This window comes from Enterococcus sp. AZ095a (assembly GCF_050546735.1).
In the GTDB taxonomy this organism is placed as follows: Bacteria; Bacillota; Bacilli; order Lactobacillales; family Enterococcaceae; genus Enterococcus_D; species Enterococcus_D entomosocium.
Map to the genome: position 1 here is coordinate 2,611,059 of NZ_CP172953.1, position 15,498 is coordinate 2,626,556.

The following is a 15,498-nucleotide window of genomic DNA, read 5'->3' on the forward strand; positions in this document are numbered from 1 at the left end:
TCTAATGCTCCTCTTTTTAACAGTCCGCAACTTGAGTCGTCCGGTTCTTTTGCTTTCGGCTTTGCTTAGCTACTCAAAACTTTTCCAGTCATTTCTTGATAATCTGCGACCATGATCGACCATGCTTTGGCAATGTCATCATCTAAACCAAACAATCCACTGCGTCCGACAATATAGATGTCTGGATTGGCTTCATCGATCCGTTTGAAGGATTTCCGATTGGAGGAACCATCCATTTCAATGACATAGTGATAGTCGTATTCTTCCCGTAATTCCCGCAGTTCAACAATTTTATCTAACGCCCCTTCAATAAAGCGTTGGCCAGCAAACCCTGGATCAACCGTCATGATCGTGACTTTATCCAAACGATCGATATAAGGCAAAATGACCGATACTGGCGTTTCAGGATTTAAGACGATCCCGGCTTTTAATCCGGCATCATGGATTTGATCGATCAGACGAAATGCTAACCCATCCAAAACTTCAGCGTGCATGCAAATCCATTCACAGTTGATATCGATCAGCTGCTGCACCCAAAAGGCAGGTTCAGTGACCATCAAATGAGCGGACAAAGGCAAAGTACTGATTTTGCGGACCTCTTGAATAAACCATGGGGATAGGGAAATATTGGGTACGTAATGACCATCCATAATATCAATATGATAGGAGTCCACTTGGTCATTCAAAAAAGTGATTTGCTCTTTAAATTTATCTAGATCCATCGTCATCAGTGACGGTGAAAATTCAACTTTGTTCATAGACTTATCCTTTCTCCTCGATCAGTCTTGTACTGAGAGGAACGATTCTTCTTTCAATTGAATCGCTTTTCTTAGAAAATTTGAATATCATCTAAATCGATTTCTTCTTCTTCCACTTCTGCTTGCGCGGCTACTTGTTCTTCAGTGACATTTTTCTTGATCAAAGCCAAGGTGATCCCAGTCACTACTATATTTACCAACAAAGCTACTGCCCCAGCCCATGGACGAGTCATAGTCGGCAGCATCAGCACACCACCAAACGGTACCGTTGCATCTGCCCCTAAGACCATTGAAACAGCACCTCCAGCAGCGCCACCGATAGCTGTTGCGATCAGCCCTCGGACGATATCGTTCATAACGATTGGGATCACCCCTTCAACGATATTGATCACACCCATTGGTACGGCAGATTTTAACGTTTCCACTTCTACAGGCGTATAGATGTTTTTGCCGAACAGTTTTGCAATAAAGAATGCTAAACCAAAGCCGATCGGTGTTGCAGTATTGACTAATTGCAGTGCAGTGATCGGTCCATTGATCCCTTCTGCTTGCATCGTCAGAACAAAAGCAAAGACCGTTTTATTGATTGGTCCACCATAATCAACGCCGCTCAACAAGCCGATGACGGCACCAAAAACCAATAATGAAGAGGAGCCTAAGCTATTTAGTGCGTTCGTCAGTAAGTTCGTAAAGGCAGTGATCGGTGTACCGATAATATAGACCATGATCAGACCACCGATCAAAGAGGTCAAAAAGGGAATGATCAATGTCGGCATCAAGCCTTTCGCCCAATTTGGTACTTTAATAAATCGTAAAATAGCAATTACTAGATATCCAGCTAAGTAGCCGCCCAAAATTCCCCCAATAAAACCTGCACCAATGGCATTGGCTGTCAAACCAATAATAAACCCTGGCGCGATCCCCGGTTTTTCGGCAATCGCATAAGAAATTCCTGTCGCAATGACCACTGGAAGCAACCCGAGTCCTGCGCCTCCCATCGTAGCTAAAGCATCCCAAATCGTAAATTCACCTGGCACTAGTTGTCCCTGGCTGGTGCCGCCGAAAGCCATGCCAATGGCAATCAAGAATCCGGCACCGCAGACAATCGGAATCAAATAGGAGATGGCTGTCAACAAATGTCCTTTTAAATTCAATGCTTTGATTTTTTCCATAGTTTCCTTCCTCCTTCGGTTTGCTTAGACCGCCTGCTGTTGGACGACCTCTTTGGCTTTTTCCAACAATTTGCTTGGGGACTTGATGGCAACTTCGGTCGGCACTTGAATGATTCGTTTCCCTTCAAATCGTTCACGTCCTGCTACTTTGACGTCAACTGCTAAAATCACGACATCTGCAGCCGCAATCGCTTCAGGTGACAATTCATTTTCACGACCGATCGTTCCTTGTGTTTCCACATGGATCTCGTAACCTGCCTTTTTTGCCGCATTTTCTAACTTTTCTTGAGCAATATAAGTGTGAGCGATCCCTACTGTACATGCACATACTCCGACGATTTTCATAAATAATTCCTCCTTAAATTTTCTGTTATCCTTGAAATGCTTCAATCACTTGCTGCGGCTCTTTTGCTTTCAACAAGGCAGCCGTCACCTCGTCATTTCCTAATTTCCGAGCGAACAAAGAGAGCAATTTCAAATGCTTTTGCGCCCCTTCCGTGTCATCACCGACGGCGAATAAGATAATTCCTTTCACTCCCTTGCCATCCAACGTTTCCCAAGGGATCTCTTGTTTTAAAACCCCGATTGCTACACCAATCTCCTTCACATGAGCACTTTTTCCATGAGGAATGGCAATGTAATTACCAATCCCTGTTTGACCAACTGCTTCCCGCTCATAGACATCTTTTAAAAATGCTGCCTGATCCGTCAAGTACTCATTGGTATATAAAAGCTGACTCAATTGCTGCAGGGCTTCTTCTTTAGAAGCGGCCTCCATGTTGGTTTTGATTATTTTTGGATCAATTACTGTTGAAATATCCATTCGTTTTCCTCCTCTAGTTGAGTACCTCTTGCCTTACTGAATTGACCATTCATTCCTATCAGCCGCGTTGGTTGAGAAGGAAGGCTTCGATTTCTTCTTTTGATTTTTCTGCAATGAATTGCAGATTTTCTTCATAGGCGAAACATTTCATTAAGCGGATGACTGCTTGTTTCACCGCGGTTGTTTCGTCAGTCTTCATCAGGATCGCAAAAATCGTTTTTGCTTGCAGCGTTCCCTGCCAAAGGACTTTTTCACCTCTGACGAGGACGATTCCGCTTTTTTTCACCACAGCACTTTCAATGTGTGGTAGCGCAAAATCTTCAGCGATCATCGTGTTGCCGCTCGCTTCTCGGGCTTGCAGTGCTTCAAATAGCAGGGTTTTGCTCTCCGTCAGCCCGATTGTTTGACTAACAGCTGCAATCTTCCTTAAAACATCGACTTTCGTCTCTCCTGCTTCTGTTGAAACTAAAGTAAGGGACAAAGGGAATTTAGACATTTCTCACCCTCCCAATCATCGCTTCAAGGCGTTTTTGGTCTTCCATCGTCAGCATGGCGCTCACGATCACGACCGGAATCGGACTATCGATCGTTAATTGAACGGTTGAGATGATCATCTCCGTATCCGGGTGTTGCTTTAAAGCCGCTTCCACATCACGAGAAGGTAGGACAGCGGTGATTGCCAACTCACGAAATTTCTTATGCACTTTTACTTTTAATAATTCGGAGGTCCCGATTCCCGTAGTACAGACGATCATAACCTTGAGTTGTTGAGGATGTTCTTCGATCGCTTGAGCAAAGTAAAGGGTGACAAAGCCGACTTCATCTTCTGTGAGCGCTGGCAAATCGTACACATGGCAGATTTCTCTTGCAGTCTCTTCGGTAGCAAAAAACAAATCTGTGTATTCTAATTTGATTTGCTCCAAAAGATTGTTTTTGACTTCGATCCCATGTCGCAATCGATTGATCATTGGTTTGATATGGCGAGCCAATTTACCGAATAACTCCTCGTCTTCAAATGAGCGCTGCAGCTGAGTGCTCATTTTTTCTATAAATGCATTGGAAATCAGTTTTACTTGTTCTGACAGATCCTCTAATTCATCCGTGGCCTTTTGCATCCGTGAGGAGACGAGGTACTGATACATATAATAGCTTTCGTTTTCTGGTAATTTCGTATGCAAGTACTGTTCGCTATTGCCAATGATCTCTTTGGCGATGGTGGCTAATTCTGGGTTTTCTTGCATTTGCTGTTTCTCTTTCTCATCTAAAATATCCTCGTTAAACGAATTCCCTACTTTGCGAAACCGCCGCAATAAGATATACAGGTGAGAAAAAAGATTGATGTTGTATGGGTGAGGAATTACTAAGCCTAGGTGATTTTCAATCAAATTCAGCTGTCGCAAAACAAACTCCGCATCATAACGGTTGAACGACTCATTCGTCACATGCAGATCATCCAAGCGGATATTGCGGGTTTGCTGGATATACTCCTGCAATGCTCGACGGATATTTTTTTCTGCACCGTTCACCCCGATCATTTTATTTTTGCGGGAAACCGTCAGCTCAAAACGCTGCAAAGCTTCAGAAATTAATTTCTCATCACTGTTGATGACCGTTTCACTCACATAAAAAGGCTGATACAGGGAAAAAATATTCTTTCTTTTGGGTGAAATAAGCAATAGCTCCTCCATCACCTTGTTACGGCGTTCCACTGGTGTCAGTGCATTCGGCATCTCCGCTTTCTGACTCTGGGGCTTTTCTTGATGATGGAAACTTAAGCGGTAGCCTTTCCCTTTTTCTGAGAGAATCACATAGTCAATCGTGGCATCCTCATTGATCGCTTTTACGATGCGATAAATCGACTTTGTAGAAAGTCGAAGCGCTGCGGATAGTTCATCGGCTGTGACAAATTCTCTCGTATTGGAAAGAATATGGATGATTTTTCTCTTTCGTTGTTCCATAACAGTCATGTAACCGTTCTCCTTTCTACACACTTATCATAGCACCAGGAAATGTAAGCGTTCTATCATTCTTTGTCCCCTTCAAGGGACAAAGACGATCGATAATAAGAATTACAATACAACGTTAAGGACAAAAAAAACAGCCATTTTTCAAAATGGCTGTAACAAAGTCAGTGTTATCATCAATGTTCATTATTCAACTGTTGGAATAAGAAAAGCTGCTAGTTCCCATGAAACGATAAGGAAAACGCCGTTTATCGAAACCCTTCAACCGTCGTTAAGGAGCAATCCAGGTTTGAGCGCCTATACAGCAAGCGAAATAAGCACGCTCATTGAAAGGAACGATTTGAGCTTTTACATCAACGAACGATAAAGCTCAATAATCTCTTCTAAAGTCGTATCCCGCGGGTTGCCTGGTGTGCAGACATCATTCAAGGCATCTTTGGCGATGGCTGGGATATCTTCTTCTTTGACGCCTAATTCAGAAATGGTCGCTGGAATACCCACATCTGTGCTTAACTGATCGATTGCTTGGCAAGCAGCATCTCGGACGTCTTCAAGTGACATCGTTTCTGCCCCTTCAATGCCTAAAACGATCGCGATCTCACGGTATTTTTCACCCGTAAAGTCTTTGTTGTATTTCATGATGGTTGGCAACAAAGACGCGCACGCTACTCCGTGAGGAATGTTGTACCAAGCGGACAATGGATGTGCCATGCCGTGGACTAAGCCCAAGCCGACGTTTGAAAAGCCCATACCGGCAATGTATTGCCCTAGTGCCATCGCTTCTCGTCCTGCTTGATCGCCATTCACGGAATCTCTCAATGAGCGCCCGATGATCTCGATTGCTTTGATGTGCAGCATGTCAGTCATTTCCCAAGCGCCTTTGGTGATGAAGCCTTCGATGGCGTGGGTCATGGCATCCATTCCCGTTGCGGCTGCCAAGCTCTTCGGCATCCCCATCATCATATCGCTGTCCACAAAGGCTACTAGAGGAATATCGTGAGGATCTACACAAACGAATTTCCGATGATTTTCTTCATCTGTAATCACATAGTTGATCGTTACCTCGGCTGCAGTCCCAGAAGTTGTCGGTACCGCTAAAATCGGCAAGCATGGATGTTTCGTGTCTGCCACGCCTTCCAAACTAATCACATCTGAAAATTCAGGATTCGTAGCAATAATCGCAATCGCTTTTGCCGTATCGATCGGTGAACCACCGCCAATCGCAATGATACAATCAGCTTGGGCTTCTTTGACAAACGCTAAGCCGTCTTTGACATTTTGGATCGTTGGGTTGGGCACGATCCCATCATATAACGCATAGTCGACACCTGCTTCATCCAATAATTTCGTCACTTTGGTTGCTACTTCAAATTTCACCAAATCTTTGTCGGTGATCACTGCCGCTTTTTTGAACCCTCGTGCCTTGAATTCTGTCGGTACGTTCTCGATTGCTCCTTTTCCAAAATACGATGTTTCATTCAAAATCATTCTATTCGCCATTCTTCCTACCTCCATTTGTTTGTTTATTCACAATATAGGTTAAATAGAAAAGACTGAAAGCCTTTTCTATTCTTCTACCATTGATTATACCTCAAGATAGCCTGCTCGGGGAGTGACTTTGAAAGCGTCAGCCAATTTTTTCAGATTTTCATCTGTAATGGTTTGTAAAATTGGGCCTTGCGCTTTGACATAGGTGTACACTTCCGCAGCTTTCTCTGCCGTTTCAATCAAGCCAAAGACTTCATCCATATCTTTGCCAGCACCGTAGATGCCATGTTGCGGCCAAAGTACCAAACGGGTTTCTTTCATTTTAGCAGCTGTTGCTTCGCCGATCTCGTTCGTTCCTGGAACCATCCAAGGAATGATGGAAACACCTTCTGGGAAGACCACCAAGCACTCCGTACACATCTGCCACAGGGTCCTCGTGAAACTGCGTTCATCCAACTCATGGGTAAAACTCATGGCTAAAAGATGCGATGCGTGGTTATGCATGATGATTCGGTTTTCTGGATCGACCGACAAGCGAGCGATATGACTCATGAAATGACTTGGCAGTTCACTCGTTGGCACCGCACCATTTTCCAAGCCCCAAAGCAATTCCAATGTTTGCCCATCTTCTTTGACCCGAATCACACCAAGGTTTTCCGCTGCATGTGCGGCTACATTTTTAAAGTATTTTCCTGAACCTGTCACAATAAAGTACTTGCCGGCTAGTGCCGTAGCATCAAAAATCATGGGAATTTCCCGCAAGACGCTTTGCGGATCGATGAAAGGCAAGATCTCTTCTTCTGTTAATAAGTAAGAAATATTGCCACCGTTGCGCTCATCCCACCCTAAACGGTAAAGATTTGCTGTCGTTTCCATCATTTCTTGTACAAAATTCGCTTGTAAAATATCAATCTTTTTCATCGTTCTCCTACTTTCTGGCTTTTAAGACGGTTTCTTCATAGGCTTTCACTTCTGATAGCCAATCCAGACCTGCTGGTACCCCTTGGCTTTCACAGAAGTAATTCCAAACATCTGCATACGGATAGTCTTTTAATTCTTCCGTCATGGCTAAACGAGTGGTGAAATCACCTGATAATTCGATTGCTTTTAGTTCTTCGATCGGTTCTAGCATCGCTTTTAGCAACGCTTTTTGAGTATTGCGCGTCCCGATCACCCACGCAGCGACCCGATTGATCGTCGCATCAAAGAAATCTAACCCAATGTTGGTTTTTGGCAATAAGTCATTGCGAACCAATTCGCGGCCAATCTCTTGCAATTCATCATCCATGATCACGACATGATCACTATCCCAGCGTACAGGACGGCTGACGTGCAGCAAAATGCCTTTGCTGAATAGTGCCAATGAAGACAATTTATTGGAGATCACTTCAGTTGGATGAAAATGTCCAGCATCCAAACAAATCAGTTTATCGCGCGTCAAGCCATAGCCCATATAAAATTCATGAGAGCCGACGGTGTAGGCTTCGGCGCCAAGACCAAACAACTTGCTTTCCACGGCATCCACTGTGTATTCCGCTGGCAATTCTTCAGCAAAAATCTCATCTAATGCTGTCATCAAGCGTTCCCGTGGTGTAAAACGATCGATCGGGTTGTCTTTGTAGCCATCTGGCACCCAGAAATTATTGACACAGACTTGCCCAGTTTCTTTGCCCATATAGGCAGCGATTTGACGCGAACGTTTGCCGTGTTCGATCCAAAACTGACGAACTTCTTCATCTGGTGAAGCAAGGGTAAAGCCATCTTTGAACATGGGATGTGAGAAAAAGGTTGGATTGAAGTCTAAACCTAAGCCTTGTTCTTTCGCCCAAGCGACCCATTTTTCAAAATGCTTAGGCTCCAATTCATTTAGATCCACTGCTTCCTCGGTGTCTAAATAGATGGCGTGAAGGTTCAATTTGTGTTTTCCAGGAATCAAAGAGTAGGCTTTTTCTAAATCTTGGCGCAACTCCTCAGGGGTATGCGCAGCACCAGGATAATTCCCTGTTACAGAGATCCCACCAGATAACGCTTCATCACTCAAAAATCCTTGCACATCGTCCCCTTGCCAAACATGCATCGAGATTTTCACATCGGCTAATTTTTTCAAAACCGCATCCGTGTCGACGTCTAATTTGGCATATGCTGTCTTAGCTTCTTCATAACGCTGTTGAATCGTTGTCATTTTTTCCTTCTCCTTCTATAAAACGTTGATAGTTGCTTAAAATCTTGTGATCAAAAGGCTGTGGTTCATGAACACTGCAAGGAAATGAGTGTTTGACCGCGCGGCGTGCTTCAACCAGCGACGTGAAGATGCCAGCACTCATCATCTGCATTAAAAGATTGCCGATCGCCGTTGCTTCACTTGGGCCAGCTTCGATCGTCAGCTGCGCAGCATCAGCCGTCAGTTGATTTAAAAAGCGATTGTTGGAACCGCCCCCCACGATATGCAGTTTTTGCAGCTTGTTCGTCATACCTGTCAGCTGTTCCAGCTTTTGCAATTCGCTGGCATAACAAAGCGCTAAGTTATCATACACACAGCGAGCCAGTTCCCCTGCGGTTTCTGGAACTTTCTGCTGGGTTTCTCGACAATACGCTTGCAGTTCAGTAATCATATTTTCTGGATTCAAAAAACGAGGATCATTGACATCGACAAACTGTTGAAAAGCAGGCGTTGCTTGCGCCAATTCCGCCAGTTCTGCATAGGAATACTGATAATCTTGCTGCCGAGCCACTTCTTGGATCAGCCACATGCCCATAATATTTTTTAAAAAGCGAATCGTGTTGTGGGCACCCCATTCGTTCGTATAATTTTCATCAAAGGCGGCAAGGGAAACATTGGGTACTTTGGTTTCGATCCCCAGCAATGACCATGTCCCGCTGCTGATGTAGCCCCACTCTGACCCTTCTCCGGGTGTACCGATGATCGCCGAAGCCGTATCATGACTAGCGACAGTGACAAAGGTCGCTTGTGGCAAATCATAGGCTGGAAACTTCTGAGTTTGCAGTGCGCCTAAAACCGTCCCAGCATCAACCAATGGTGGGAACAGTCCTTCTGTTACGCCAATCTCAGCTAATAATTCTACATCCCATGTTTGGGTATTGGCATTTAGAAGCTGCATCGTCGAGGCATTGGTTTTTTCCGTGACCATCTTGCCGGTAAAAACGTAGCCCAAATAATCTGGAATCAACAGCAGTTTGTCGGCTTTTTGCAACAGTTGCGCTTCTTCTGTGGCTAATTGAAAAATCGTGTTGAAGGGCTGCAGCTGAATGCCTGTTTTCTCATACAGTTTTTGCAAAGAATAGCGCTGGCCAAAAGCCGCGATCGCATCATTGGTGCGACTATCTCGATAAGCGACTGGGTCGCCTAAACGTTCGCCTGCTTGATCGATCAAACAGTAGTCCACTGCCCAGGTGTCGATTCCGACGAAGCAGTCATTGATACCGGCTTGTTTCACTTTTTGCAGTCCTACTAAAATCTCTTGGATCAAATAATCGATCGCCCAGCGGTCAAAGCCTTCAAGGGGACGAAAGCCGTTTTTAAAGCGATGGATCTCTTCTAAAGTGATCTGCTCATTTTCCCAACGGCTCAACATCAGACGACCGCTTGATGCGCCGATATCGATTGCGATAAATGTGTTCACTGGTCTCCACCTTTCATTATCTTGGTTAAAAATAAATCGATTACAATTTACTGATTCATTCTTGTTGCCTCAATTTTAGCTTGACAATCAACGAGTTTCATCACACAATTTTGATAAAGACTTGCACAATCTTGGTAAAAAGGAGGATCCGATGGACTACTGGGAAAAAGCCAACCACTCATGGTCAACCGATTCACTGCGTTACATCAATACTTCAACTCAAAAGCAGCGTGAACTTTTCTATTACATTCAAGAAATCGGCTATTTCAAAGCCAGCAAACCTTACTTTACAGAACGAGAGAACCTGCCTTCTTATTTGATCAAGTATACATTGTCCGGCTGCGGTGAATTGCGCTACAAAGGAAAAAGCTATCAACTGAAAGCGGGTGATGTGTTTTTTATCGACTGTCTAGACTATCAGTACTACCGCACCGTTAGTCAAGAGCCCTGGGAAATGGACTGGATCCATCTATATGGCGCCAACGTCGCAGCGTTTTATGAGGAATTCCTCAAAAATGGCAGTCCAGTTTTTCACACCAATCCTGCCAGCAGTCGTCAAAATCCGATCCACTTGGTCTTACAAGATTTATTGATGCTACAGCCAGAACCAAATGCGAAAACTGCCTTCCAAAGCTCTGTTTTGATCCATCAGCTGCTCAATGAACTGCTCCTGCAAAAATATCATCTCGATTTTTCGGATAGTGAGATCCCCCCTTATATTTTGCAGATTCGTGACCAGCTAGAAGAAGATTTCCGTCAAGGGATCACCTTGGAATCTTTGGAGGAAAGGTATCATATCAATAAGTATCAAATCGTCAAGGAGTTTTCCAAATACATGGGCTTGCCCCCCATCGAGTACCAGATCAGCAAACGCATCTCTTATTCGAAAGACCTTTTGCGCTATTCTCGGCTTTCCATCAAAGAGATCTCATTGGCGATCGGCATCGAAAACACCGCCTATTTCAGCCGTTTATTCAAGAAAAAAGTCGGCATTTCACCTAGTGATTATCGACAGACGGAGAATGGACGGTAAAAAAGAAACATGAAATCATTCACTGATTTCATGTTTCTTTGCATTGAATCTAAGGTTTTAGTTGGCAACAATAAGTGACTCTTTTTCATTCATGATCTTCTCAAATGCTGACGCATTCGTTACCACAACTGGCGTAATGGTCGCATATCCCTCTGCTTGGATAGCTGCGAGATCGGCTTTTATCAGCGGCTGGCCCTTTTTGATTGCTTGATTTGCTTCAATAAGGGTCGTAAAGTGCCTTCCCTCTAGCTCTACTGTGTCAACACCGATATGGATCAAAAGTTCAACGCCTTGATCACTGGTCAAGCCGATCGCATGCTTTGTTGGAAATAAAGCAGTGACCACGCCATCAAAAGGGGCATAAAAGGTGTTTGATTGTGGTTTGATTGCTTTCCCTTGCCCCATCAAGCCTTCTGAAAAAACTTTGTCAGGAACCTCTGTTAAGGGAACGACTTCTCCTTGAACGACTTCTTGAAAATTGATTTTTGAATTCACTGGCTCTTTTGAATTGACTGCTTTCCTTTTTTCAGGTTCTACAATTCCCCAAAAATAGGTGATTAGAAATGCCGCAACAAGCCCTACTACCTGCGAAGCAATCCCACCATAAAATCCACCATCGATTCCTGCTGGATTGATAATCAAAGGAATACCCAACAATCCTGAACCACCAAAAGAATACTGCACTGTCTGCATAAATCCTGCAATAACACCACCTAAACTTCCACCGATGACAGCAGCGATCAACGGACGTTTATAAGGAAGTAATACTCCGTACAATGCTGGTTCACTGACACCAATCAGGGTTGTCAGACCTGTTGAGTATGCGAGTGCTTTCGTTTTATCGTTTTTCGTTCGTAGACCAACCGCCACGACAGCTCCAGCCATTGCCATTTGGTTCGCTAAGAGCAGACCCATCACAGGATCGAATCCTTGCATCGCCATGTTGTTAAGAAAAATTGGAATGAATGCCCAATGCAATCCGAACATGACCATCAAGATCCATGGTCCCCCAATCACCAGCCCGCCCAAAACCGGACTGAAGTGATAAACATTATTAACAAGCGTTGCCAGTAGACTTGATAAGTTGGATATAATTGGACCAACGACCAGCAAGGCAAGAGGGACAGAAACTAGTAACACGATAAGAGGCTGTACCATGAATCGCAAATCTTTCAACGGCCAATTCTGAACGAAGCCATTGATTTTGGCTGCCACCCAGACAGCAATGATTGCCGGAAAAACGGAAGAAGTATAGTCCATCATATTCACGGGAATCGACAAAAAGGTCAAACTACCTTCTGTCGCATACGGCAGCAAAGTAGGATAGATCAATGATGCCCCAATCAACATTCCGACATAGCTGTTTAATTTAAAATAATTTGCCGCCGAAGCACCTAATAAGATTGGCATGAAGTAAAAGAAAGCATTAGACAATGCATACAAAACGATATAGGTTCCCGAAGTTTCTGACAAAATACCTGCTACTGATAAAATCGTCAAGATCCCTTTGATCGTTCCTGACGCAGCCATAGCGCCTAAAGCTGGCGTGAAAATCCCTGAAATCGTGGAGGTAAACTGATCAAAAAGAGATTTTTTTGTTTTTTCATGGGTATTGTCTTCTATTAATTCGCCGACTTGTTGCAGGACCGCTTCATAGACATCGTTTACACGATTTCCTAAAACGATCTGGTACTGTCCGCCCTGTTCAACGACTGAAATCACTCCGTCAAGACTAGCAATGGTCTCCTTACTTGGGGTATCTGTATCATGCAATACAAAACGCAGACGTGTGACGCAATGGGTCACCGATTCGATATTGGCTTTTCCACCAATTTCCTTTAAAACCTCTGTTGCCAACTGCTGGTTGTTCATTTTTGCTCCTCCTCAATAAAAAGTTTGATTTCGCCAGTGATCCCCAAAGGCTCGAACAGGACAAACTGTGAAAGATAATCCCGCATACTGCGACCTAAATTATTGATCACTTCAATCTGGATGGAATTATTCGTTTCTTGAAGCAGGTCCGTCAACTCAAATGTATACGGTGTACTGATTCTTGTGCCTACACAATGACCGTTCACTGAAACAGTCACAACTTCTGAAGCATCTTCAATACTTAATAAAACCTCTCCTGCTGCTTTAGGGAAGTCCACGGTATAAGTGATTTTCCCGCTAAACCGACTGAAGTCATCACCGACTCCCAGTAAAGGCAATGACGAATATTGTTTTTGACAGGCAACTACCGCTTGCTCTTTCCCGATTCCTTCGAAAGTGACTTGCCATGGCTGATCGTTTAGATGAACTTCTTTCACTGGTTTGCTTCTATCAATACGCAATGGTTGTTCCGAGGTAGCTTCAAAAAGAATCATACTCTCTGCTGGTGCTAAATGAATCTCATAGCTGCCATTTTTATATGACACAGGTTTCAGTTTATTTTCTACTGGATCATATTGAACTAAAGGCTTCTTAGCAGGAAAAACAGCCTGAAACTGCAGCGATTCACTGTCATTTTCATTGAAAAGCATGAATATTTCATCTGTCTGCTGCTGATAATGATAGTAGCGCAAATACGGCAGAGCTTTTGATGTTTCTAAACGATCCCGTACCTTCAAGCCAACGTTATCAGTAAGTGCTGTGAGCGGTGTTACTTCCGTAAGGCGAGCGAGAAGCCGCAGTTCATGGGTAAGCAGAGTTTGTTCAAGGGCTTCTTTCACCATTTCCTCAACAAAAATAATTTGAATTCCAGATTCTGCGAGAGCTGTCAGCTTTTTGATCAATGGACCAGACATTCGCTCAGTATATGGAATGACTAATGTTTGAAAGGCATACTCATTGATGACAAACGTTTGATCCGTAAATTGCGCATCAAGCATCATCTCAACCGAAACGATTTCAAATTCGTATTGATGTTCCATCAGTTCACGAGCAACTTTTTGAATCGGCATATAAGCGCCTGCCCACTCCGCTTCAGCATGGTACAGCACAGCAATATCCGCTTGATGTTTCCCGTCGCTAAATAGATAACTCAAACGATTCATATACGTCATCAGCTGTTTGAAGCCCTCAAATTGTGGATTATGGCCTTGCGCATAAAAGTGTGGCGGGCAATCGGCATCAGGAAAGTCATTCATTGAAAAAGCATGAGGGACAAAATGATTGACCCCTCGCACCAGCATGTGATCGGTTAGCCATTTCATCAGTTTGGTTCCTTCTGACCAACCATATGCACCGAATACTTCGCACATCGTTCGACCTTGTTTCACAGGGTCTAAGTTTCCTAAAGATGCCCCCATTTTCCCTAATGCGTAATGGAAAAATTCGCCATCCCAGCCAGTAGATGTCATGGCTTCAAAGTATCCGTCATTTTGTTGCGGCATCAATTGATGCAAAACGACATCGATCCCTGCCATCGATTGTCCTTTCATCGATTGAAAGAAGTGACCTGCCCCATAGCCTAAACGTGCATGGGCATTGTTATCCTCAATCACATGTCCGATATAGTCGACCTTATGTTCCCGACACCAGCGTCCGATCCGCTGAGAAAAGTGTTGACTATATAGCTCAGAAACCAACGACATATAATTGTAACGAATCTTAGCCGTCTGTTTTGATTCACCACGATAGAGAGCCGGCAACAGCCCTCGCAGCTCAGTTTCAGATATGGCTAGCTGGTTTGCTAACAAAGTCAACAAATCATACCGCCACGGCAATGGCATATCTACTTTTCCAAGGACTGCATCAGGACCCTTGATATTCCCAAACCGCGGTTCATCTGAGAAAAATCCTTGGATCGTTGTGCCAAATTTCTCTCCAAAGTGTTGATAATGACTTTGATAAACCGTTTCCAGCAAAACATCCGTTGCTTCTGGTACCAAAGGATTCAAGTACCCTTGTGTCGAAGCTTCCCCTCCTTCTTGTGTCGTGTAAAAGACAAAGATACTCCACTCTCCTTCAGGAATAGACCAATACAATGTCTCATCAATCATTGAGTCTGTAAGGTCGATCCACTCCTCCTCGCTGATCTGCTTAAATCCAGTTTTTTTGACCGCAACGGCGCTGATGATTTCAGCAGAAAAAAATGATTTGCCACTCTCGTTAACCGTTTCCCCTTCGGAATTCAAAATATTCGGTCGCTCTGCATTGGAACACCAATCCAACATAATTCCAGCATTCTTTTTTGGGCCTACAAAATCAAATTGTCGAAAATTCAAAAATTCTTTCTGCAAATGTCGATGATTCTTCTCAATTTCTCCTGCGGCGTAGCCTGTTGGAAAGTGCTTGTCATCCAAAATCCAAAGTGTCATTTGTCTTTTTTCACACTCTTCAATGATGATCGCCAACTCGTCCCACCATTGCGCTTTCAAAAATTCTTCATGAGGGCGTGATTCGATGCAGACAGATCGGATGCCGGCTTCGTAAATTTTATTGATGTAAGTTTGAATCGTCTCCTTCTCTTCTCCATGCATCCATAAAAACGGAAAAATATGATTATCATATTTTTCGTTCAATAAATTCGTTATCTTTTTCATACAAATTCCTCTTTCTTTCTCATTCAACTTCATTTAAAATCATAATAAATACGCTTTCAAATGTATCATAAGCAATTCTGCAGATTGAAACAA

General features: G+C 43.7%; 13 protein-coding genes. 1 reads left to right on the top strand and 12 read right to left on the bottom strand.

Translation table 11 applies throughout. The features are described 5' to 3' along the window. Positions 1 to 65 precede the first annotated feature (65 nt). From alsE to rhaB, 10 genes are all read right to left on the bottom strand, one after another. Entirely contained in the window at positions 66 to 758 is a 693-nt protein-coding gene (gene alsE, locus IGJ26_RS12010) for a D-allulose 6-phosphate 3-epimerase (RefSeq protein WP_008380955.1), read from the bottom strand. 71 nt (positions 759 to 829) lie between these two features. Beyond that, a complete protein-coding gene (locus IGJ26_RS12015) occupies positions 830 to 1,930 on the bottom strand; it encodes a PTS fructose transporter subunit IIC (RefSeq protein ID WP_005234436.1) in 1,101 nt (366 codons plus the stop codon). Between the two features lie 24 nt (positions 1,931 to 1,954). Continuing rightward, positions 1,955 to 2,275 (bottom strand): PTS fructose transporter subunit IIB, encoded by a 321-nt coding sequence (locus IGJ26_RS12020; protein WP_008380953.1) that lies wholly within the window; start codon positions 2,273 to 2,275, stop codon positions 1,955 to 1,957. Positions 2,276 to 2,300: 25 nt separating this feature from the next. Beyond that, positions 2,301 to 2,753 (bottom strand): PTS sugar transporter subunit IIA, encoded by a 453-nt coding sequence (locus tag IGJ26_RS12025; RefSeq protein WP_016612612.1) that lies wholly within the window; start codon positions 2,751 to 2,753, stop codon positions 2,301 to 2,303. Between the two features lie 58 nt (positions 2,754 to 2,811). Further along, positions 2,812 to 3,249, bottom strand: a complete 438-nt coding sequence (locus IGJ26_RS12030) for a PTS sugar transporter subunit IIA (RefSeq protein ID WP_016612611.1) — start codon at positions 3,247 to 3,249, stop codon at positions 2,812 to 2,814. Continuing rightward, positions 3,242 to 4,720: a BglG family transcription antiterminator gene (locus IGJ26_RS12035; RefSeq protein ID WP_016612610.1), complete on the bottom strand. Its 1,479-nt coding sequence runs from the start codon at positions 4,718 to 4,720 to the stop codon at positions 3,242 to 3,244. The genes IGJ26_RS12030 and IGJ26_RS12035 overlap by 8 nt, the downstream gene beginning before the upstream one ends. 345 nt (positions 4,721 to 5,065) lie before the next feature. Next, complete coding sequence (gene fucO, locus IGJ26_RS12040; RefSeq protein ID WP_034872046.1) at positions 5,066 to 6,217, bottom strand: lactaldehyde reductase; 1,152 nt, start codon at positions 6,215 to 6,217, stop codon at positions 5,066 to 5,068. A gap of 84 nt (positions 6,218 to 6,301) precedes the next feature. Then, complete coding sequence (gene rhaD / locus IGJ26_RS12045) at positions 6,302 to 7,126, bottom strand: rhamnulose-1-phosphate aldolase (RefSeq protein ID WP_016612608.1); 825 nt, start codon at positions 7,124 to 7,126, stop codon at positions 6,302 to 6,304. Positions 7,127 to 7,133: 7 nt separating this feature from the next. Beyond that, the gene (gene rhaA, locus IGJ26_RS12050; RefSeq protein WP_005234414.1) at positions 7,134 to 8,387 is read right to left on the bottom strand and encodes an L-rhamnose isomerase; all 1,254 of its coding nucleotides are present in this window, start codon (positions 8,385 to 8,387) and stop codon (positions 7,134 to 7,136) included. Then, positions 8,362 to 9,846 (bottom strand): rhamnulokinase, encoded by a 1,485-nt coding sequence (gene rhaB / locus IGJ26_RS12055; protein WP_087665014.1) that lies wholly within the window; start codon positions 9,844 to 9,846, stop codon positions 8,362 to 8,364. Before rhaB ends, rhaA begins: the two co-directional genes overlap by 26 nt. A gap of 151 nt (positions 9,847 to 9,997) precedes the next feature. Here rhaB and IGJ26_RS12060 point away from each other — a divergent pair, with 151 nt between their 5' ends. Beyond that, positions 9,998 to 10,879 carry an AraC family transcriptional regulator gene (locus tag IGJ26_RS12060; RefSeq protein ID WP_005225353.1) on the top strand — a complete coding sequence of 294 codons (882 nt, stop codon included), beginning with the start codon at positions 9,998 to 10,000 and terminating at the stop codon, positions 10,877 to 10,879. 57 nt (positions 10,880 to 10,936) lie between these two features. Here the strand turns inward: IGJ26_RS12060 and IGJ26_RS12065 are convergent, their stop codons facing one another. Both IGJ26_RS12065 and IGJ26_RS12070 read right to left on the bottom strand, forming a co-directional pair. Then, positions 10,937 to 12,751, bottom strand: coding sequence for a beta-glucoside-specific PTS transporter subunit IIABC (locus IGJ26_RS12065; RefSeq protein ID WP_086316454.1), 1,815 nt, complete (start codon positions 12,749 to 12,751; stop codon positions 10,937 to 10,939). Further along, positions 12,748 to 15,405, bottom strand: coding sequence for a glycosyl hydrolase (locus tag IGJ26_RS12070; protein WP_228085300.1), 2,658 nt, complete (start codon positions 15,403 to 15,405; stop codon positions 12,748 to 12,750). The genes IGJ26_RS12065 and IGJ26_RS12070 overlap by 4 nt, the downstream gene beginning before the upstream one ends. Positions 15,406 to 15,498: the final 93 nt, after the last annotated feature.

Coding starts and splice junctions, on each gene's coding strand:
- alsE (WP_008380955.1), bottom strand. CDS start 758: ATGAACAAAGTTGAATTTTCACCGTCACTGATGACGATGGATCTAGAT.
- IGJ26_RS12015 (WP_005234436.1), bottom strand. CDS start 1,930: ATGGAAAAAATCAAAGCATTGAATTTAAAAGGACATTTGTTGACAGCC.
- IGJ26_RS12020 (WP_008380953.1), bottom strand. CDS start 2,275: ATGAAAATCGTCGGAGTATGTGCATGTACAGTAGGGATCGCTCACACT.
- IGJ26_RS12025 (WP_016612612.1), bottom strand. CDS start 2,753: ATGGATATTTCAACAGTAATTGATCCAAAAATAATCAAAACCAACATG.
- IGJ26_RS12030 (WP_016612611.1), bottom strand. CDS start 3,249: ATGTCTAAATTCCCTTTGTCCCTTACTTTAGTTTCAACAGAAGCAGGA.
- IGJ26_RS12035 (WP_016612610.1), bottom strand. CDS start 4,720: ATGACTGTTATGGAACAACGAAAGAGAAAAATCATCCATATTCTTTCC.
- fucO (WP_034872046.1), bottom strand. CDS start 6,217: ATGGCGAATAGAATGATTTTGAATGAAACATCGTATTTTGGAAAAGGA.
- rhaD (WP_016612608.1), bottom strand. CDS start 7,126: ATGAAAAAGATTGATATTTTACAAGCGAATTTTGTACAAGAAATGATG.
- rhaA (WP_005234414.1), bottom strand. CDS start 8,387: ATGACAACGATTCAACAGCGTTATGAAGAAGCTAAGACAGCATATGCC.
- IGJ26_RS12060 (WP_005225353.1), top strand. CDS start 9,998: ATGGACTACTGGGAAAAAGCCAACCACTCATGGTCAACCGATTCACTG.
- IGJ26_RS12065 (WP_086316454.1), bottom strand. CDS start 12,751: ATGAACAACCAGCAGTTGGCAACAGAGGTTTTAAAGGAAATTGGTGGA.
- IGJ26_RS12070 (WP_228085300.1), bottom strand. CDS start 15,405: ATGAAAAAGATAACGAATTTATTGAACGAAAAATATGATAATCATATT.